Origin of the sequence: Sinorhizobium sp. 22678 (genome assembly GCF_052044265.1) — a bacterium.
In the GTDB taxonomy this organism is placed as follows: Bacteria; Pseudomonadota; Alphaproteobacteria; order Rhizobiales; family Rhizobiaceae; genus Sinorhizobium; species Sinorhizobium meliloti_A.
The window spans coordinates 1-16879 of the sequence record NZ_JBQEMS010000045.1 but is presented as its reverse complement, the minus strand read 5'-3'; the positions used below and the strand labels follow the sequence as shown (position 1 = coordinate 16879).

Below are 16879 nucleotides of genomic sequence, written 5' to 3'. Positions count from 1 at the left end.
CTCTCGAACCATTTGCTGGCGGCGTCGCGACCGCCATAGGTTTCGCGCATCTGCCCGATCGACTGGTAGATCATGACGAGCGTGATGCCATATTTGCGACCGGCATCGCGCGCGGTTTCCAGGATCCTCATATAGCCAAGCCGCGCCACCTCATCGAGGAGGAAGAGCGCACGGCCCGGCATCGCCCCATCACGATTGTAGATCGCGTTGAGAAACGAGCCAATGATGACGCGCGCGAGGCCCGCATGCGTCTCCAAGGTCTTGAGATCGATGTTGATGAAGACGTCGGTGTTTCCCTCGGCAAGATCCCCCGTCGAAAACATCTTTCCGGAAACCAGCGCGGCGTAGTTCGGATAGGACAGCCAATGGGTTTCCTTGATCGCATTGGCGTAGACGCCGGAGAAGGTTTCGGGCGTCATGTTCACGAAAGCCGCGACGTTCTCCTTGACGAAATCCGAATCCGAATTGTCGTAGATTTCCTGCAGGCGTTGGCGCAACTGCGGCTCCGGCTCGGAGAGATTGGCGCGAACTTGGCGAAGCGTTTGGTTCTCCTTCTCCGTATGGCCGGAGAGACAAACGTCAGCGATCATCGCCGTCAGCAATTGCAAGGCCGAGGCCCGGAAGAAGTCGTCGCGAACTCCGCGTGTGCCACCGCTATCACTCATGATCCATGAAGCGACGGATGAAATGTCCTCTTCCTTGGTGCCGCCGAATTGCCCGATCCAATCAAGCGCATTGAAGCCGGTCTCCGGCTTCTTCGGGTCGAGGACGAATAGATCCCGATTCGCGCTGCCTCGTTGCACTGACACCATCGGGGCAACCTCGTTCGACGGGTCGAGGACGATCAGCGAGCCGCCCCATTTGAGCGCCGTCGGGATCGTCACCGACGTCGTCTTGAAGCCGCCGGAACCGGCGAACACGATGCCATGTGATGAGCCGAACGAGCCGTCGAAGCACAGGAGCGGTGGCTTGCCGCCGATGCCCCATGTGTCGGGATCGTCAGCGCGAAACGGGCGCGTTCCTCCGCTGTCCTTGTCGACCCGATATCGTTCGCCGACGACGATGCCGCCAGCGTCCGAAAACAGGTTGGCCGCCTCCTGCATCTTCATCCAGTCGGCCTCGCCATGAAGCGCCCGCTTGCCGCGTATGCGTTTGGGCTCAGCACTGGCGAAGGCCGCGTTGCCGACGAGCGCGACACGTAGGGCGAAGCAGGCGGACATCGCTGCCGCCGCCGCGCCGATCAGCGTCGCGGGGTCGACATAGGAAAGGATCGACTTGCCGGCCGGAAGCTGGTTCCCGAATGCCGACAGCCTGATTGCCTCGCGAACGATGGCGACAACAATTGTCGCTACACCGCCGGCAACGACGCCCCATCCTGCCGTCTTGATCCTGATCGCGCCGGCGCTCGCGAACAGGAAGACACTGCCGATGACCGCCGCGGCGACATAAGGCAGGGCAATGCCGGCGCGGCCGAGCGTCTGCCGAGCAGCCTCCGTCTTTCCAAAGCCGGACAGCCAGTGTTCGATCCCGGTCAATCCGATCGTGAGCAGGAACATCAGCGCGACAGGTACGATGAAGAGCATGATCCTATCCATCTGTCTTGAAGGCCTCCGCTCCGATCGCAAGCAGCCGCGGGCGTACGGTCTCGTCGGCCTTAAGCCGTTGGCTCAGCTCGATCAGGGCGCCCAGCAGAAGCGCGCGTTTCTCGTGGCGAAGACCCGCTTTGACGATCAGGCCGCCAAGTTCGATCTTTTCCCGCGTGTCCTTCTTGCGGGCGTCGGATGTGGTTGTGCGCGCCATCCGCTCAAGCCTCAGCAGTCCCGCCCGCAGCCGTGCCAGCCGCGTTCTGCGTGGAGGGTGTACTGCTTTCGCCGACGCCAGCCCCCCTCTTCCCTCCGGTCGTGCGAACCCCACCTCCGCGAAACCGCTTCGCCAGTTCCTCGAAGGCTACCTGCAGCTCGGCCTCGTCCACTTCAATCTCGCCAAGCCCGGCCTTAAGCGCGATCCGACCGATCCGCTCGGCTTCGCGGGTCTCGGCGACCTTGAGCTGTTCCTGGAGTTTGGCGATTTCGTCGCGGATCTTGGAGGATGGCTTCTTCATTCCGTCTGTCTCCCTTGGGTGAGAAAGCTGTCATACGAGGCCAGTTTCAGGGAGGTGAGCGCGGAACGCACTACTGTGAATCCTACAATCGCCAAAGCGCAAGCTTTGGTGAATGATCCCGGCCGTTCCGAAGGAGCGGATCCGAAGGGCGCAATTATACGTCGCTAACGCGACGCCCTTGCTGGAGGCCTGGTGGCCCCGCCGCTCTCGACGAACCTGTTGATTTCGTTCGCAACCGGGAAAGAATTCGCCGTGGCCGTCCCTCACTTCTCCGTCAGCGTCGTCGCCCGTGGCTCCGGCCGCAGCGCCGTCCTGTCGGCGGCCTATCGGCACTGCGCCAAGATGGATTACGAGCGCGAGGCTCGAACGATCGACTACACTCGCAAGCAGGGATTGCTGCATGAAGAGTTCGTTATTCCTGCCGATGCCCCGGAATGGCTGCGTGCAATGATCGCGGATCGTTCGGTCGCCGGCGCCTCCGAAGCCTTCTGGAACAAGGTCGAAGATTTCGAGAAGCGCTCCGATGCCCAGCTTGCCAAGGACGTCACGATCGCACTGCCGATCGAACTGAGCGCTCAGCAGAACATTGCGCTCGTACGGGATTTTGTCGAGCGCCACATTATATCGAAGGGCATGGTGGCCGACTGGGTCTATCACGACGCCCCTGGCAATCCGCACGTTCATTTGATGACGACGTTGCGGCCGCTGACCGAAGACGGTTTCGGCGCCAAGAAGGTTGCCGTGCTCGGGCCGGACGGCAATCCGATCCGCAACGATGCAGGCAAGATCGTCTATGAGCTCTGGGCTGGAGGTATCGACGATTTCAACGCGTTTCGCGACGGATGGTTTGCTTGCCAGAACCGGCATCTGGCGCTGGCCGGTCTCGACCTTCGCGTCGATGGACGGTCCTTCGAAAAGCAAGGGATCGATCTCGAACCGACCATCCACCTTGGCGTCGGCACCAGGGCGATCGAGCGGAAAACCGATGTTGCCACGAAGCCGGTCGAGCTCGAGCGCATCGAACTGCAGGATGCGCGTAGAGCGGAAAATGCGAGACGGATCGACCGCAATCCGAAGCTCGTCATCGACCTGATCACCCGTGAGAAAAGCGTGTTCGACGAGCGTGATGTCGCCAAGGTCTTGCATCGTTACATCGACGATTCCGCCCTGTTCCAAAGCCTTATGGTTCGGATCATCCTGCATCCCGACACGCTCCGCCTGGAGCGCGAGCGGATCGACTTTGCCACCGGTATCCGAGTGCCGGTCAAGTACACGACCCGCGACATGATTCGTCTCGAAGCCGAGATGGCCAATCGAGCGGTCTGGCTGTCTCAGCGGACTTCGCATGGCGTTCGCGACGCGGTGCTGGCGGCGACATTTGCGCGTCATGAGCGTCTTTCGGACGAGCAGAAAACGGCGATCGAGCATGTATCGGGATCCGAGCGGATTGCCGCGGTGATCGGCCGCGCCGGCGCCGGCAAGACGACGATGATGAAGGCTGCGCGCGAAGCCTGGGAGGCGGCAGGCTACCGGGTTGTCGGCGGCGCACTTGCCGGCAAGGCGGCCGAGGGCCTTGAGAAGGAAGCCGGGATCGTCTCTCGCACGCTGTCGTCCTGGGAACTGCGCTGGAACGGGGGGCGTAACCAGCTCGATAGCAAGACGGTCTTCGTCCTGGACGAAGCCGGCATGGTGTCGTCGCGGCAGATGGCGCGGTTCGTCGAAGCCGTAACGAAGGCCGGTGCCAAGCTCGTTCTCATCGGCGATCCCGAACAGCTTCAACCCATCGAAGCAGGCGCCGCGTTTCGCGCGATTGCCGATCGCATCGGCTATGCCGAACTCGAAACCATCTATCGCCAGCGCCAGCAATGGATGCGCGATGCCTCGCTTGATCTGGCGCGTGGCAACGTCGGCAGGGCAGTCGCCGCCTACCGTACCAATGGCAAGGTGATCGGATGGGATCTGAAGGCCGACGCCGTCGACAACCTCATCGCCGCCTGGGACCGCGATTACGATCCGGCGAAGACGTCCCTGATCCTTGCCCATTTGCGCAGGGACGTTCGCATGCTGAACCAGATGGCGCGCATCAAGCTGATCGAGCGCGGGGTTCTCGACAAGGGAGCCATGTTCAAGACGGCGGACGGCGATCGCAATTTTGCCGTGGGCGACCAGATCGTGTTCCTCAAGAATGAGGGCTCGCTCGGTGTCAAGAACGGCATGCTGGCCAAGGTCGTCGAGACCGCGCCAGGCCGGATTGTTGCGCGGGTCGGCGAGGGCGAGCCTGCCCGCCAGGTCCTGGTCGAACAGCGCTTCTACAACAACCTCGATTATGGCTATGCCACGACGATCCACAAGAGCCAGGGCGCCACCGTCGATCGGGTGAAGGTGCTCGCGTCGCTGTCGCTCGATCGGCACCTCACCTATGTCGCCATGACTCGTCACCGTGAGGATCTGGCCGTCTATTATGGCCGCCGATCCTTCGCCAAGGCCGGCGGGTTGATCGCGATCATGTCGCGAAGGAATGCCAAGGAAACGACTCTCGATTACGAGAAGAGCGCCTTCTATCGCGAGGCGCTTCGCTTTGCGGAAGCGCGCGGTCTGCATCTCGTCAACGTCGCCCGAACTCTGGTTCGCGACCGCCTGGAATGGCTCGTCAGTCAGAAGCAAAAACTTGCCAATCTCGGTGTTCGCCTTGCCGCCGTTGCCGGCAGGCTCGGCCTTGTCAGCGGCGCCACGCAATCCTCAACCCAACCCAGCACCAAGGAGGCAAAGCCGATGGTCTCGGGCATCACAACCTTCGCCAAATCAATCGACCAGGCCGTCGAGGACAAGGTTACAGCCGATCCCGGCTCGAAGAAGCAGTGGCAGGAGGTTTCGACCCGTTTCCACCTCGTCTACGCGCAGCCGGAAAGCGCGTTCAAGGCAGTCGATGTCGACGCGATGCTGAAGGACGAGAGCGTTGCGAAATCCACGTTGGCGACGATCGGATCGAACCCTGAACACTTCGGTGCGCTGAAGGGCAAGACCGGCATGTTCGCAAGCCGCGCCGACAAGCAGGAGCGGGAGAAGGCTGAGACCAATGCGCCGGCGCTCGCGCGTAACCTCGGTCGCTATCTGCGCCAGCGGGCGGATGCGGAACGCAAATATGAGGTCGAGGAACGCGCCGTCCGTCTGAACGTGTCGATCGATATTCCGGCGTTCTCGGCAAACGCAAAGGAGACCCTCGAACGTGTGCGCGATGCGATCGACCGGAACGACCTGCCGGCCGGTCTCGAATATGCGCTTGCCGACAGACAAGTGAAGGCCGAGCTCGAGGGTTTCGCCAAGGCTGTAGCGGAGCGTTTCGGCGAACGGACCTTCCTTCCTCTGGCTGCCAAGGACTCCAGCGGACAGACCTTCAATGCGATCACGGGTGCAATGACGGCCGGGCAGAAGGCCGAAGTGCAATCGGCGTGGAATTCGATGCGGACGGTGCAGCAGCTGGCCGCGCATGAGCGCACGACCGAGGCGTTGAAGCAGGCAGAAAGCCTGTGCCAGAAAAAGAGCCAGGGGATCTCCTTGAAATGACGGCGCAAGTGTCTGCACCTCGGATGGGACCTACGCAAAGATCGAATGCCGTCGTGCTTTTGCTGGTGGCAGCAACCACCCTTGCCGGCAGTGTTGCTGCGGCCATCATCGGCGGCTACCGCATCAATCTGACACCGAGCGAACCCCTTGGCCTCTGGCGCATCTCGGCGCTCAATCGAGTGGTGTCGACCGGCGATCTCGTCTTTATTTGTCCTCCGCAAACGCCTGTCATGCGGGAGGCCAGAGCGCGTGGCTATCTCCGCTTCGGAACGTGCCCGGGCGGGGTCGCGCCGCTCATCAAGACGGTCATCGCGGTTCCCGGGCAGCATGTCGAAATCGGTGCGGGCGTCACGATCGACGGGCATGCGATCCCTTTCTCCGATCTGGCTCAGCGCGACGGCGAGGGTCGGCCGATGGTGCCTTATTCCGGCGGCGTCGTGCCGCCAGAAAGCGTCTTCCTGCACTCACCGTTGAGGAGCTCCTATGACTCCCGCTACTTCGGACCCCTTCCCGTCGCGGGCATCCTTGGCCTGGCGCAACCGGTGCTCACCAATGCACTGTGAGCACGTTCGGCCGGTCCTGTTGATTACCGCTTCAATCATTGCCGGAACGGTTGCTTGGAGCGGGAACGTCCTTCTCCTTCCGCTCGCATGCACGTTTCCGACCCTCTGGGCGCTTGCGCGAAAGAGGCTGACGGCTGCGTGTGTCTCGGCCGGCTATTTTCTCGCTGCATCACGCGGTCTGCCACAAGGCGTGGCGGCCTTTTACGCGTTCGACCTGTGGCCTGGCTTGGCTCTATGGCTCTGCGCATCTTTGAGCTTTGTCGCGGTCCACGCGATCCTCTGGACAAGGCATTCTGGCATTCGTCCGATTTGCTATCTGGTGGCGGCCGCGCTCATGGCTATCCCCCCATTTGGCATCACCGGTTGGGCGCATCCGATCACCGCCGCGGGCGTGCTGTTTCCAGGGTGGGGATGGTGGGGGCTGGTTGCCACGACAGCCGGCCTCATGGGCCTCGTTACCCGCATGTGGCCGGCTGTCCCGATCGTCCTCATTGGGTTTTGGGCATGGTCCGCCGCAACCTGGGACCCACCGAAACTACCGGAGGGCTGGCGGGGCGTCGATCTCCAGTTCGGAGCTTCGCTCGGTCGCGACGTCAGCATTGCGCGTCACCGTGATCTGATTGCCACGATGAAGGGTCAGGCATCCGGCGGCACCCGCACCGTTGTTCTTCCCGAAAGTTCTCTCGGCTTCTGGACGCCCACCGTCGAGCGGCTTTGGGTAAAAGCACTGCAGGAAAGTGACGCCACCGTCATTGCCGGCGCCGCCATCACCGATGCGGACGGATACGACAATGTTCTGGTCGCGATTTCAGGCGACGGCGCTCAAATCCTCTATCGCGAACGTATGCCTGTTCCGGGCTCGATGTGGCAGCCTTGGCGCGCCCTGCTGGGTCAGAGCGGCAGCGCGCGGGCGCATTTCTTCGCCAACCCGCTTGTGACCGCCGCCGACGCTCGGATCGCACCGCTGATCTGCTACGAGCAACTGATCGTCTGGCCCGTCCTGCAGTCCCTGCTGCAGGAGCCGGACTTCATCGTCGCTGTCGGCAATGGCTGGTGGACCAAGGGGACATCGATCGTCGCCATCCAGCGCGCCAGCACTCAAGCCTGGGCGCGGCTTTTTGCAAAGCCAATCGTTTTTTCCTTCAACACGTGAAACCCAAAGGAGACGCCATGCTCGACGCTGCCCTGATTCAACAATGCGCAGACCCCTCGTTGAAGCCCCCGATCGTCGAGCAGTTCGTGACCGCCGCGGGCGCAAATGATCCACTTGCCGTCACCGTCAAATCAGGTGGCCGATTGATCCTCACCCCGAAGGCGACGACGCCGGACGAAGCCATCGCGATCGTCCGCCAGTATGTCGGCCAAGCGGTGGTGCGTGTCGGCCTGACGCAGTTTCCGGCGGGCGTCGGCGTCAAGGATGCTTCCGATCTGCAGCCCGATCTGATCGACGCCTGCGAGAACCTTCGCAAGGGAACTGCGATGTTCGCCAAGGTGCTTCGGATTGTGGCCAAGTGGTACGGCAACCCTTGGAGCGACGAGGTCTTTCCGCACATTTTCGACGATGCGATCTACGCTTGGAAGACCGGCGAATTCGAAGGCGTGCGTGTGTTTCAGGCTCCTGATCCGGGAGCGAGCGCGACGACAGACAGTGTGTCATCCTCAGACGCGGACACCACCGACAGCTCTCCTGAGGATGCGGCCACTGAAAGTCCGGGGAAAAGCCGCAGCGTTGGATCGGCGGAGATGCGAATCGACCTTTCCCGGATCGGTGGGAAATAAACGACTGGAAATTTGAGACCTTCGTTCGCTGCCAAGTTAGATACAGACGGCTGCGCGATTAAAATTGGTCGGGACATGACTTTAAAATAGACGGAGAATCGATTAAGGATGGCCGTATGGTAGATAAGGTCCTTCCCAAACCATTAATCGATCGCAAGGCTCGTCCGATAGTCGAGACTGCGCTTGCCGACACTCGTGTAGTCCTGATAGCCGGCCCAAGGCAAGCTGGAAAGACAACTCTCGCGCGGCAATTCTCAGGCCCTGATCGCGCCTATCTCACCCTCGACGACGCCGGCGCGCTCAGTGCTGCCAAGGCTGATCCGGTCGGTTTTGTCCGGGGTCTTAACAGGGCCGTGATCGATGAAGTTCAGCGGGCGCCCGAACTGATACTGGCAATTAAGGAAAGCGTCGACCGCGACGACGCCCCGGGCCGATTTCTACTCACAGGTTCCGCCAATCTGGCAACTGTGCCCGCGATTGCGGACTCCCTTGCCGGGCGCATGGCCGTGGTCCCGCTCCTGCCTTTCGCCCAGTCCGAAATCCGTTCGACCCCGGGTCATTTGCTGGATCGTCTATTCGCTGGTGAGGAACCCGCGACCGGCGAGGACGCTATATTTGGTGATGATCTTCTGGAAACCGTGCTGCGCGGTGGCTATCCGGAGGTCTTGCGCAGAGCGACGCCTGCCCGGCGCGTCGCCTGGTTGGAAGACTACGTGGCCCTGATTCTCGACCGGGACGTTCGCGACATCGCCAACATCGATCAACTCGATCGACTGCCGCGGTTGCTGGATGTTCTTGCGGAACATGCCGGCCAACTGGTGAACCACAGCAGTTTCGGTGCCGCATTGGGACTGTCGAGCGTCACCGCGCAAAAATATGTAGCCATTCTCGAGCGGCTTTTTCTGATCAGAACACTGACGCCATGGTCGAACAACCGGTTAAGCCGGCTGATAAAAACGCCCAAACTGCACTTTCTCGATACGGGACTGCTGGCGAGCTTGCGGGAGGACGAATCCGAAGCGCTGCGTGAAAACAGAACACGGTATGGAGCGTTGCTTGAAAGCTTCGTTGTTTCCGAGCTTTTGAAGCTTGCCTCCTGGTCTGACCGGCGCTTTTCGTTTTCGCATTACAGGACCAAAGATCAGGACGAGGTCGATGTCGTCATCGAGGATCGCCGTGGTCGGATCGTCGGAATAGAGGTCAAGGCATCAGCGACGGTGAAGACTGAGGATTTCAGGGGATTGCGTCAGTTGCAGGAAGCGGTTGGCGGTCGTTTCGTGCGTGGACTGGTCTTGCACGATCATGACCGCGTGACGCCTTTCGGAGAAAAATTGCAGGCAGCGCCCTTGTCCATTCTATGGACCATGTGATTGCTGAGCAGCGTCAGGATGTTTCAAACCGATGCCCACGCATCTATTGCACGGCCGGTATCCGCAAAGCTTCCGGAAGTCGCGGCCTTTGTTCGTCACGAGGATGAAATCCCCCTCGATGATCCGAGGCATCAGATGCCAGTCGGTTTTGCCGCTAAACCCGAGCCAATTCACATTGGAAACAATCCTGGCCGTGAGCTTGGGCCACGGCCACGAATGATGTGTGAGGGCATTCATCTATAAGAAACTTCACGAGGTAGAGCCGGAGGGTTTTGGGGCACTTTCGTTCCGGAGACGCAGACGCTTCACGGATTTGACCTCCAGGCCTGTTCCGAAAGCTTCCGCGGCCGTCCCCTGGCGGGATGGTCCGCAGCCCAGATCTCGGCAAGTTCCACCATGCGATCGGTGAGCGAAGGATAACCCTCAACGATTTCCTCGGTGCTTGCACCTTGCGTCTTCATCGCGGCAATCGTTCGCACTGGAACGCGAGTTCCCTTCGGTTCACCGCCCACGACGCCCTTGACGCTCCGGATCATTCGCTCAGCCTCTCGAAGCGCCTCGGCGAGGGCGGCCAACTGCTCCCTTGCCCGCGCAACGTCGACAATGAGATAGTCGTCTGCCCTTACCGTATTGGCATCGGGGTTCTGGTCGATGGTATCGAATAGACGTTTGCGGCGTTCGGCAGACAAGATCGATCCGACGCCATACCAGAGCTTCAACCGAAGAAGATTTTCATCTGTGAGTGCTCGACCCTTGCCGCCGGCGAGATGAGTTGCGACGATCCACTTGTCGATCGCATTGTGCACAGACTTTACAGCGATCTCGTTGACAGCTGCAGCCTCGGCCAGGGGGTAGGCGTGTGATGTGCTGGCATAATCATTCTCCTTGTGGAGAATATATAGTGGAGGCGTTGTGGAGAATATATAATGGAGGCGTCGTCCCCGGTAAAGATCACCGAGCTTTTCGATCTCGCTGCTCATCAGTCTTGTGTGGTGGTTTCACTTTTTCTCCGGCGGTCGTTTCAGCAAATCAGACGCTTCTACGTCTAGAACCACTGCTAAGCGATCCACCACATCGATGCTCGCATTGTAAACGCTGCGTTCCAGGGAACTGATGTAGGTGCGATCGATACCTGCGCGATAAGCAAGCTCTTCTTGCGACAGGCCTTTGGCCCGACGCGCGGCTTTCAGATTTCGTGCAAATACCTCTCGAATCTCCATGATCGAGAGAGCAACGGCTTGTAGAGTATTTCACCACGGAGTATTCTCTACAACGACATTCCATGTGACGAATCAAGGTGATGCCGCGGTGGCCGAAGCTTCTCTTCGTGTGGGACGGTGAACCGTTCGAAGATTTCGACTCTCTCCTATCCTCCGGTAATCTGGTATCTAATCGCAAGCCTATGCGACGCGAACTAAGCCTCGGTTCTTGGCGGTCGTAAAATGAAGTTAGAGGAGACAAGGATGAAGGACGCCAGCTCATCCGGGGCAAAAGAAAAAATTGGAAGACAATCTCGCTGCGGTTTGATGCAAAAATCGGAATTAGAGGTCCTGGCTGTTTCGGCGATCCTCGAACACCGCCGGCTTCTCGCAGCCGATCAGGCCGTCTATGACGAGTGGTCGCGTGCAAGCGACGACCCGTCAACTTCCAGTTCAGTGCTCCAGACGCTTCAGGACGAATATATCGCACGCCAGAAAAAGTCCGAAGCCCATCAGGAGAATCTCTCGGAAATTCTGGACGCACTCGGCTACGTTCCAGACGTGCCGTTTGAAGGCGACGATTAGACCTCAGACCAGGCCGCGATCCTTCGCAATGGCAACGAGCTGCGGCACAGACTTCGCGTCAAATTTTTTGCGCGCCTCGTCGAGATAATGCTGCACGGTTCTGGCCTTGATACCGGTGAGCATCGCCGTTTCAAGCGTGGTCCTCCCCTTCGTTGCCCACACAAGGCACACCATTTCGCTCGGCGACAGCATTCGCTTCGGGTTGATTGCAGTCTTCGCTGCGATGATTTTCAGCTGGTAATGGACGGCCATCACCAACTGAACCGCCTTCTTGGGATCCAGCATCCGTGAAATATCGACATTTCTTTCCGAGGACGCGAAGGTCAGCATCATCGTGGATCCGAAACTGCCCTTAACCGGAATGGTGATGCCGCAGCGAATGCCGTGCTCAATGGCCTCGTCGCGAAACCGCCGAAGCGGAGAAGATCCTCGGGCAGGCCACTTGTCGGCTGTCCAGAAAAACATACCTCGCCCGTGCTTTCCCTCCCTCACAACTGGGTCAATCCGTGAATAATCGCCGCCGAGATAAATGCCCTCCCATGGTTCGGGATAGGAATTGAAGGTCCTGAGTTCGAGAGCTTCTGCTTGCAGATAGGCAAACCGGTCATATCCGCACGAATGCGCGAAGGTTTTCAGCGCACTTTTCATCATATGCTCGTCTTTCGCGGCTTCCAGCATATCGATGAGCGAGCGAACATGTGCGTCCACGGTTTTTCTCCTTACGTTCCTGACGCGGCGGCTCGTCTTCCCCGGCATCGTTCGTCGATGAGGCAGATCGGCTGACCCGCGTACAGGGGGTCGTGGGACAACGATAGCGTTCGGACCTTCAGTCGATGTCTGAATCGCAAACCTGGTGTACCCGCGTCACGCGATGCAATGCGAAATTACTACCCAGCCCTGCGAAACTTTCAAGCGCGATCAATCCGGAAAGGTGGCTGGAAATAGAAGGATCTCATATTGCGTGGTTGCACCGCCACACCTTGGTTCAACCTAATGCATGGCGGCTGAGCATAGTCGCTGCCCTTAGTGGTTAAATTCCACGGTAAGCGGACGGGAAAATGATGTCCTGGTCCACTAACACATTGAATCTGTAACCTGGCCGAATGCGGATTGTTGGCTGAACATTCAGGTTCTTCGAGATTGTCTGCTCCGCCACCCGACCAAACGATTCGGCGAAGTTTCTTCGCGCCGCATCGGATGCCGTATCCTGTGTCGCAAGCGTCGAACTTTCTGGCATTGTCATGTCGATCCCGGTCCCGATCAAGGCAACGAGTGCCGCCGAACTCCACGTGCGCCACAGGTGCCGATCGACCTTGTCCTTTAAGCCGCCATATCCTTCCGCGTCAGTGCCAGCCATGCCCCCGATCTGAAGGGTTGAGCCGTTCGGAAAAATGAGGTCCGTCCAGACGACAAGGACCCTTTCCTGCCCGAATGAGACCTTGGAGTCATAGCGGCCGAGCAGCTTCGCACCCTGCGGTATGAGGAGCCGGTAGCCCGTCGCGCTATCAAAGACGTTCTGGCTCACCTGCGCTGTGATCCGTCCCGGCAGATCGGAGTTGAGGCCGGTGATCAACGTAGCAGGAACGACCGAGCCGCGTTTCAGCTCGTAGGGCGAGATCTGCTTCACGATCTGGTTCGGCAGATAGCCGAGATCTTTGATGTCCTGGTTGAAAAAATCTTCCTTTGAGGTTTGGCCATTCGGATCGACATTCTGACCCATAAGGCCGGCATTCGTTGCCGCGGCATAGAGATCCGAGACCCTCGTGGCTGCACCAGTCGAATTTTGGCCGCTCGAGTCCGTGGTAGTCGTTGCCGCTTTTTCAATTTCGGAAATATCGACCTTCAATGGGGAGTCCAGCGCCGTTGCACGCGCCTGCAGGCGAGCCATCCGCTGGCGCTGGGCCTCTCGGATATACTGTTCATCCTGCTCCCGCTTCAGACGGGCCCTCCATTCTTCTTCCGATCCGAGCGGGGGGCGTTGCTCTTCCTGTTCGAGGGGTCGGCGAGCAACAGCCGGCGCCTCCTTCTCAACTTTCTGCTCGACGGCAGGCGTTGGCTGAAACGCTTCCCGCTCAACCGGCTCACCGATGATGCCGTCGGCAATGCCGCGCTTGAGCTGGTCCCCGAAATTGGTTGCGGGAGTATTCGAAGCACTGTCGATATCGCTGTTTCGGGCAAAGGGAAGCCCGCGCCACGACAGTCCGATCACGACCACGCCAACGAATAGCGCGACGAGAACGATGGCGATGATGATCGGCAGCCGATTGATTCGGCGCATGCTGTTCTCATCATCGGCATGAGCCGACGCACCAAGATGGAGAGACTGGACCATATCTGTCTCCCCTCAATTACGCTGCATGACGGAAAGCGGGCTTGCCGGCGTAGCGCCGACTGCTGTTGCTGTATACGCCCGGCCAAGGGCGATAGACGGCGTGGAGAGTCGCGCGAGCACCTGACCGTCAACGCCATCGATCGAATAGGCGAGCTCGACGGGTTTCACGTCCTTTCCGATCTTCCCGTCGGTAACGACCGTGTAGCCCCATCCCTTCAGCGCGGCCTCGAGGGCCATCCCATACTCCGACGTGCCCTTGCCCATCATGATGGTTGTGGTGCCTGCCGGGCCAATTTGCTCGGCGAACCGGCTCGCCATATCGCCGGCGATTGCGCTTGCGGCCGGGGCAGTCACCGCAGTGGCGTTTGAGCTGGTGTCCAGTCCCTCCTCGGCAGTTTGGCAACTGGAAAGAAAAACGGCAGCAACGATGAAAACGAGAGCTTTGCGCATCACTCAGCCTCCCCGCCGGATGGTGATCTTTTGTTGCTGCCAGCCAACTCCGGAGACGAGGATCGCCTTATCGATTGCGTAGTCGACGATCATCACGTCGTTCTTCATCCGGTAATTGACGACGCGGTTCTGGCCCCCGTTGACGACGAACAGCACCGGCGCATCCTGTCCCGAGATCGATTTGGAAAACTGGATGTAGGTTTTTACACCATCCGAATAGACGCGCTTCGGCTTCCAAGAGGCGCGCCCACTCACCGAGTAGGAGAAGTTCAGTTTATCGGGCGCCGTTCCGAGTGTTCCGCCGGTCTCGAGCCGGGCATTGATGTCCGCAAGCTTGGTCGAGACATCCTCGGGATATTCGAAGCCAACGCGGGCCATGTACTGGCTCGGATGGGACTTGAGTTGGATGTGATAGGTACGCCGCGACGTCGTGACCACCATGGAGGTGACGAGGCCGGGTTCCGACGGCTTGACGATCAAGTGGATAGCCTGACCGCCGGTGGCGCCGGAGGTCGCCGGCTCCACCTTCCAGCGAACGGTGTCGCCGACGAGGACATCGCGGACGATCTCGCCGCCCTGCAGCTCAATATCGCAGACCTGCAGCGGCGAGCAGACGACGGACGGCTGAGTTTCGCCGAAGAGAAAGATGACCTTGCCATCCAGCCCGGTGGTAACCAGTCCGGGTGTGCCGCGCCACTTCCGCGAAATGTTAGTTCCCTTCACCTCGTTCGACGTCATGCTTTGTGCATGAGCACCCGTCGCAATGACGAGTCCGGCTATGCAGCCGGCGGCTGCGATCAATCCTGTTCTTTCCATGTGAAGTCCCCTGCCCTTATAGCTGTGCTGTCCAATCGAAATCCCGGACGTAGAGACCGATTGGATTGTGGCGGATGGTCGCCTCGTCCTGTGGGGCCGTCAGCGTGACCGTCGCGATGCCGCGGAACCGGCGTGTGCCCGTTTCTTTGCCCTTCCGGTCCCGTTCGTATTCGGTCCAGTCGATCTGATAGGTCTGGTTCGAAAGCGCGACGATGTTGTTGACCTCGATGGCGACCGTCGACAACTTGGCCTTCTCGAACGGCGAATTGCTTCGGAACCAGTCATTTATCTTCTGCGTCGACGGATCGGACGTCCGAAGGAGTGCGTAGGTTCGGTCGATGTATTGCTTCTGAACCACGGCGTCCGGCGTGATCGAACGGAAGCTGGTGACGAAATTTCCGAGCGTGGCGCGCACCACCCGAACGTCGGCGTATTCGATCTGTTCAGGGAACCCGGCGGTCGCTGCGGTCCCAAGTTTGTCGACTTCGACGATATAGGGAACCAGTTTGACTTGGGTGCTGAGATACATGGCATACCCGAAGGCGATCACTGCCATGGCCAGACCCAGAATGCCGACGATGCGCCATGCAGCGGCTGCCTGGACATAGGAGCCGTATCGCTCACTCCATTCCTGGCGCGCGGCAAGATACGGGTTTTCGGGGGCGCGGTTCGCTGCCATCGACTGATCACTTTCTGATTGCTGTTAATCTTTGCGTTCGGGAGGTGGCTTTGGCCCGCTCTGCCCGCTACGACTCTGGTCCAGCTTGGCGTTGGCGAGCCCGAGAATCGATCCTGCATAAGCACCAGGAGAACCGATGGCCTTCTCCTTGGCAGCCGAGCCCGCCGCTTTTCCTGCGGATCCGATCCCTGCGCCAAAACCTCGAAGCATGGCACCTGCACCGGATGACCCTGCGGCCCGTGCGGTTTGAGTCGCCGCGAATCCCGCCCCGGCTGCACCGGCCGCGAGGAACCCTGCCCCGGTGGCAAAGGATGCCGCCTGACCACCGTGCCTGATCGCCTCCATTCCACCTGAAACGGATGCACCCTGAACGACACCTTGAATGATACTCGGCACATACATCGCGATGATGAAGACCACCACTGAAATGCCGGCGACCGCCAAGGTCGTGACGAACTGGTCCGAGGAGGCGGTTGGAGTATTCGCAAGACCCATCAGGACCTCGGATCCAATCTTTGCGATCATCACCAAGGCCATCAGTTTCATGCCGACGCCGAAGGCGTAGACGAGATAACGGACAGCAAAGTCCTTGGTGAAGGAGGATCCGCCAAGCCCGAGCATGATCATGCCGGCAAGCAGGCCGACATACATCTCGACCATGACCGAGACGAAAATTGCTGCGACCAGCGAGAAGCAGATGACGACGACACCCATCGCCAACACGGCAGCAATCGCCAATGCATTGTCCTCAAATACGCCGAATTGTGCTTGCTGCGACATTTGCGAGGCAACCCGAATTCCGGCGTCGAAGACTTCAGCAGGCGACGCCGATCCGCCGCCGGCGCCAATCTGGAAGAGGCTGTCGACGACCGCTCGCGCAAAGGTCGGCCCTTGAGTGAGAACGAAGGCGAAGAAGCCAATGAACATGATCCGCCGAACAAGCTCCGCGAACCAGCTATCGAGCGATGCAGCCTGAAGCGCCAGCCAGACGGCGGCAATGCCCACCTCAATGGTCGCCAGGATCCAGAAAAGAGATTTTGCAGCATCCATGATGGTGGTTTCCCACCCCTTCGCGGCGGTCGAGACCTGATTTTCCAGTTCGGTCAGGACTTGTCCCTGTTGGGCGAAGGCTGGCGCTGCAAAGACGAGGCAAAGGAAGCCTGCGATCAGGAGTGACCGTTCAAGATTAGATCTCACCATCTTGGACGCATCTCCTGGCCATCCTTGATCGGCGGCAGTTCTTTGTTCGAGCCGAAGAATTTCTCCCTGACGGCGCGTCGTTCTTCAGTGAGCGGGGGCTTCGTGGTGTCTCTGGATTTGACAATCAGCACCGTCGCCGCAGATGAAACAGCGGCAACAACCACAAGGAAGGCGATGGCGACGGCGCGGTTCACCAGCGGGGCTCCATCTTCTGACCTGCCGGGATGGTCTTGACTTCGGC

17 protein-coding genes and 1 pseudogene are annotated in these 16879 nt (G+C 59.7%); 6 read left to right on the top strand and 12 right to left on the bottom strand.

The window, feature by feature from the left end; genetic code table 11:
- From traG to traC, 3 genes are all read right to left on the bottom strand, one after another.
- Positions 1 to 1595, bottom strand: a 1595-nt coding sequence (gene traG / locus ACTJKL_RS31395; protein WP_440854699.1) for a Ti-type conjugative transfer system protein TraG, incomplete at its 3' end; no start/stop codon positions are given.
- Positions 1588 to 1800 carry a type IV conjugative transfer system coupling protein TraD gene (gene traD / locus ACTJKL_RS31390; protein WP_440853831.1) on the bottom strand — a complete coding sequence of 71 codons (213 nt, stop codon included), beginning with the start codon at positions 1798 to 1800 and terminating at the stop codon, positions 1588 to 1590. The genes traD and traG, both read right to left, overlap by 8 nt.
- A gap of 4 nt (positions 1801 to 1804) precedes the next feature.
- Positions 1805 to 2101, bottom strand: coding sequence for a conjugal transfer protein TraC (gene traC / locus ACTJKL_RS31385; protein WP_440853830.1), 297 nt, complete (start codon positions 2099 to 2101; stop codon positions 1805 to 1807).
- Positions 2102 to 2353: 252 nt separating this feature from the next.
- Between traC and traA the strand changes: the two genes are divergently transcribed.
- The 5 genes from traA to ACTJKL_RS31360 all read left to right on the top strand — a co-directional run bounded on the left by traA (position 2354) and on the right by ACTJKL_RS31360 (position 9377).
- Positions 2354 to 5665 carry a Ti-type conjugative transfer relaxase TraA gene (gene traA / locus ACTJKL_RS31380; protein ID WP_440854702.1) on the top strand — a complete coding sequence of 1104 codons (3312 nt, stop codon included), beginning with the start codon at positions 2354 to 2356 and terminating at the stop codon, positions 5663 to 5665.
- A 23-nt stretch (positions 5666 to 5688) separates the two neighbouring features.
- Complete coding sequence (gene traF / locus ACTJKL_RS31375; RefSeq protein WP_440854701.1) at positions 5689 to 6228, top strand: conjugative transfer signal peptidase TraF; 540 nt, start codon at positions 5689 to 5691, stop codon at positions 6226 to 6228.
- A complete protein-coding gene (locus tag ACTJKL_RS31370) occupies positions 6218 to 7381 on the top strand; it encodes a conjugal transfer protein TraB (protein WP_440854698.1) in 1164 nt (387 codons plus the stop codon). The genes traF and ACTJKL_RS31370 overlap by 11 nt, the downstream gene beginning before the upstream one ends.
- A gap of 17 nt (positions 7382 to 7398) precedes the next feature.
- Positions 7399 to 8007, top strand: a complete 609-nt coding sequence (locus ACTJKL_RS31365; RefSeq protein WP_440854700.1) for a TraH family protein — start codon at positions 7399 to 7401, stop codon at positions 8005 to 8007.
- A 116-nt stretch (positions 8008 to 8123) separates the two neighbouring features.
- Positions 8124 to 9377: an ATP-binding protein gene (locus tag ACTJKL_RS31360; protein WP_018098132.1), complete on the top strand. Its 1254-nt coding sequence runs from the start codon at positions 8124 to 8126 to the stop codon at positions 9375 to 9377.
- A gap of 249 nt (positions 9378 to 9626) precedes the next feature.
- Here the strand turns inward: ACTJKL_RS31360 and ACTJKL_RS31355 are convergent.
- Positions 9627 to 10273 (bottom strand): annotated as a pseudogene (locus ACTJKL_RS31355) (DUF433 domain-containing protein).
- A gap of 102 nt (positions 10274 to 10375) precedes the next feature.
- Entirely contained in the window at positions 10376 to 10597 is a 222-nt protein-coding gene (locus ACTJKL_RS31350; protein WP_018098134.1) for a helix-turn-helix domain-containing protein, read from the bottom strand.
- Between the two features lie 243 nt (positions 10598 to 10840).
- Between ACTJKL_RS31350 and ACTJKL_RS31345 the strand changes: the two genes are divergently transcribed.
- Positions 10841 to 11161, top strand: a complete 321-nt coding sequence (locus ACTJKL_RS31345; protein WP_100673674.1) for a transcriptional repressor TraM — start codon at positions 10841 to 10843, stop codon at positions 11159 to 11161.
- 3 nt (positions 11162 to 11164) lie between these two features.
- On the opposite strand, the gene ACTJKL_RS31340 is transcribed toward ACTJKL_RS31345, so the two are convergent.
- From ACTJKL_RS31340 to trbK, 7 genes are all read right to left on the bottom strand, one after another.
- On the bottom strand, positions 11165 to 11869 hold the full coding sequence (locus ACTJKL_RS31340) for an autoinducer binding domain-containing protein (RefSeq protein ID WP_018098136.1): 705 nt from the start codon (positions 11867 to 11869) through the stop codon (positions 11165 to 11167).
- A gap of 322 nt (positions 11870 to 12191) precedes the next feature.
- Complete coding sequence (gene trbI / locus ACTJKL_RS31335; RefSeq protein ID WP_440854697.1) at positions 12192 to 13493, bottom strand: IncP-type conjugal transfer protein TrbI; 1302 nt, start codon at positions 13491 to 13493, stop codon at positions 12192 to 12194.
- A gap of 12 nt (positions 13494 to 13505) precedes the next feature.
- Entirely contained in the window at positions 13506 to 13943 is a 438-nt protein-coding gene (gene trbH, locus ACTJKL_RS31330; RefSeq protein ID WP_338280570.1) for a conjugal transfer protein TrbH, read from the bottom strand.
- Between the two features lie 3 nt (positions 13944 to 13946).
- The gene (gene trbG / locus ACTJKL_RS31325) at positions 13947 to 14759 is read right to left on the bottom strand and encodes a P-type conjugative transfer protein TrbG (protein ID WP_440854696.1); all 813 of its coding nucleotides are present in this window, start codon (positions 14757 to 14759) and stop codon (positions 13947 to 13949) included.
- 16 nt (positions 14760 to 14775) lie between these two features.
- Positions 14776 to 15438: a conjugal transfer protein TrbF gene (locus ACTJKL_RS31320; protein WP_440854695.1), complete on the bottom strand. Its 663-nt coding sequence runs from the start codon at positions 15436 to 15438 to the stop codon at positions 14776 to 14778.
- Positions 15439 to 15462: 24 nt separating this feature from the next.
- Positions 15463 to 16638 carry a P-type conjugative transfer protein TrbL gene (gene trbL, locus ACTJKL_RS31315; protein WP_440854694.1) on the bottom strand — a complete coding sequence of 392 codons (1176 nt, stop codon included), beginning with the start codon at positions 16636 to 16638 and terminating at the stop codon, positions 15463 to 15465.
- Complete coding sequence (gene trbK / locus ACTJKL_RS31310) at positions 16632 to 16832, bottom strand: entry exclusion protein TrbK (RefSeq protein ID WP_440854009.1); 201 nt, start codon at positions 16830 to 16832, stop codon at positions 16632 to 16634. The genes trbL and trbK overlap by 7 nt, the downstream gene beginning before the upstream one ends.
- Positions 16833 to 16879: the final 47 nt, after the last annotated feature.

What these genes read in the sequence shown, in the direction of transcription:
- traD (WP_440853831.1), bottom strand. Translation starts at nt 1,800, where the DNA reads ATGGCGCGCACAACCACATCCGACGCCCGCAAGAAGGACACGCGGGAA.
- traC (WP_440853830.1), bottom strand. Translation starts at nt 2,101, where the DNA reads ATGAAGAAGCCATCCTCCAAGATCCGCGACGAAATCGCCAAACTCCAG.
- traF (WP_440854701.1), top strand. Translation starts at nt 5,689, where the DNA reads ATGGGACCTACGCAAAGATCGAATGCCGTCGTGCTTTTGCTGGTGGCA.
- ACTJKL_RS31370 (WP_440854698.1), top strand. Translation starts at nt 6,218, where the DNA reads ATGCACTGTGAGCACGTTCGGCCGGTCCTGTTGATTACCGCTTCAATC.
- ACTJKL_RS31365 (WP_440854700.1), top strand. Translation starts at nt 7,399, where the DNA reads ATGCTCGACGCTGCCCTGATTCAACAATGCGCAGACCCCTCGTTGAAG.
- ACTJKL_RS31360 (WP_018098132.1), top strand. Translation starts at nt 8,124, where the DNA reads ATGGTAGATAAGGTCCTTCCCAAACCATTAATCGATCGCAAGGCTCGT.
- ACTJKL_RS31350 (WP_018098134.1), bottom strand. Translation starts at nt 10,597, where the DNA reads ATGGAGATTCGAGAGGTATTTGCACGAAATCTGAAAGCCGCGCGTCGG.
- ACTJKL_RS31345 (WP_100673674.1), top strand. Translation starts at nt 10,841, where the DNA reads ATGAAGGACGCCAGCTCATCCGGGGCAAAAGAAAAAATTGGAAGACAA.
- trbI (WP_440854697.1), bottom strand. Translation starts at nt 13,493, where the DNA reads ATGGTCCAGTCTCTCCATCTTGGTGCGTCGGCTCATGCCGATGATGAG.
- trbH (WP_338280570.1), bottom strand. Translation starts at nt 13,943, where the DNA reads ATGCGCAAAGCTCTCGTTTTCATCGTTGCTGCCGTTTTTCTTTCCAGT.
- trbG (WP_440854696.1), bottom strand. Translation starts at nt 14,759, where the DNA reads ATGGAAAGAACAGGATTGATCGCAGCCGCCGGCTGCATAGCCGGACTC.
- ACTJKL_RS31320 (WP_440854695.1), bottom strand. Translation starts at nt 15,438, where the DNA reads ATGGCAGCGAACCGCGCCCCCGAAAACCCGTATCTTGCCGCGCGCCAG.
- trbL (WP_440854694.1), bottom strand. Translation starts at nt 16,638, where the DNA reads ATGGTGAGATCTAATCTTGAACGGTCACTCCTGATCGCAGGCTTCCTT.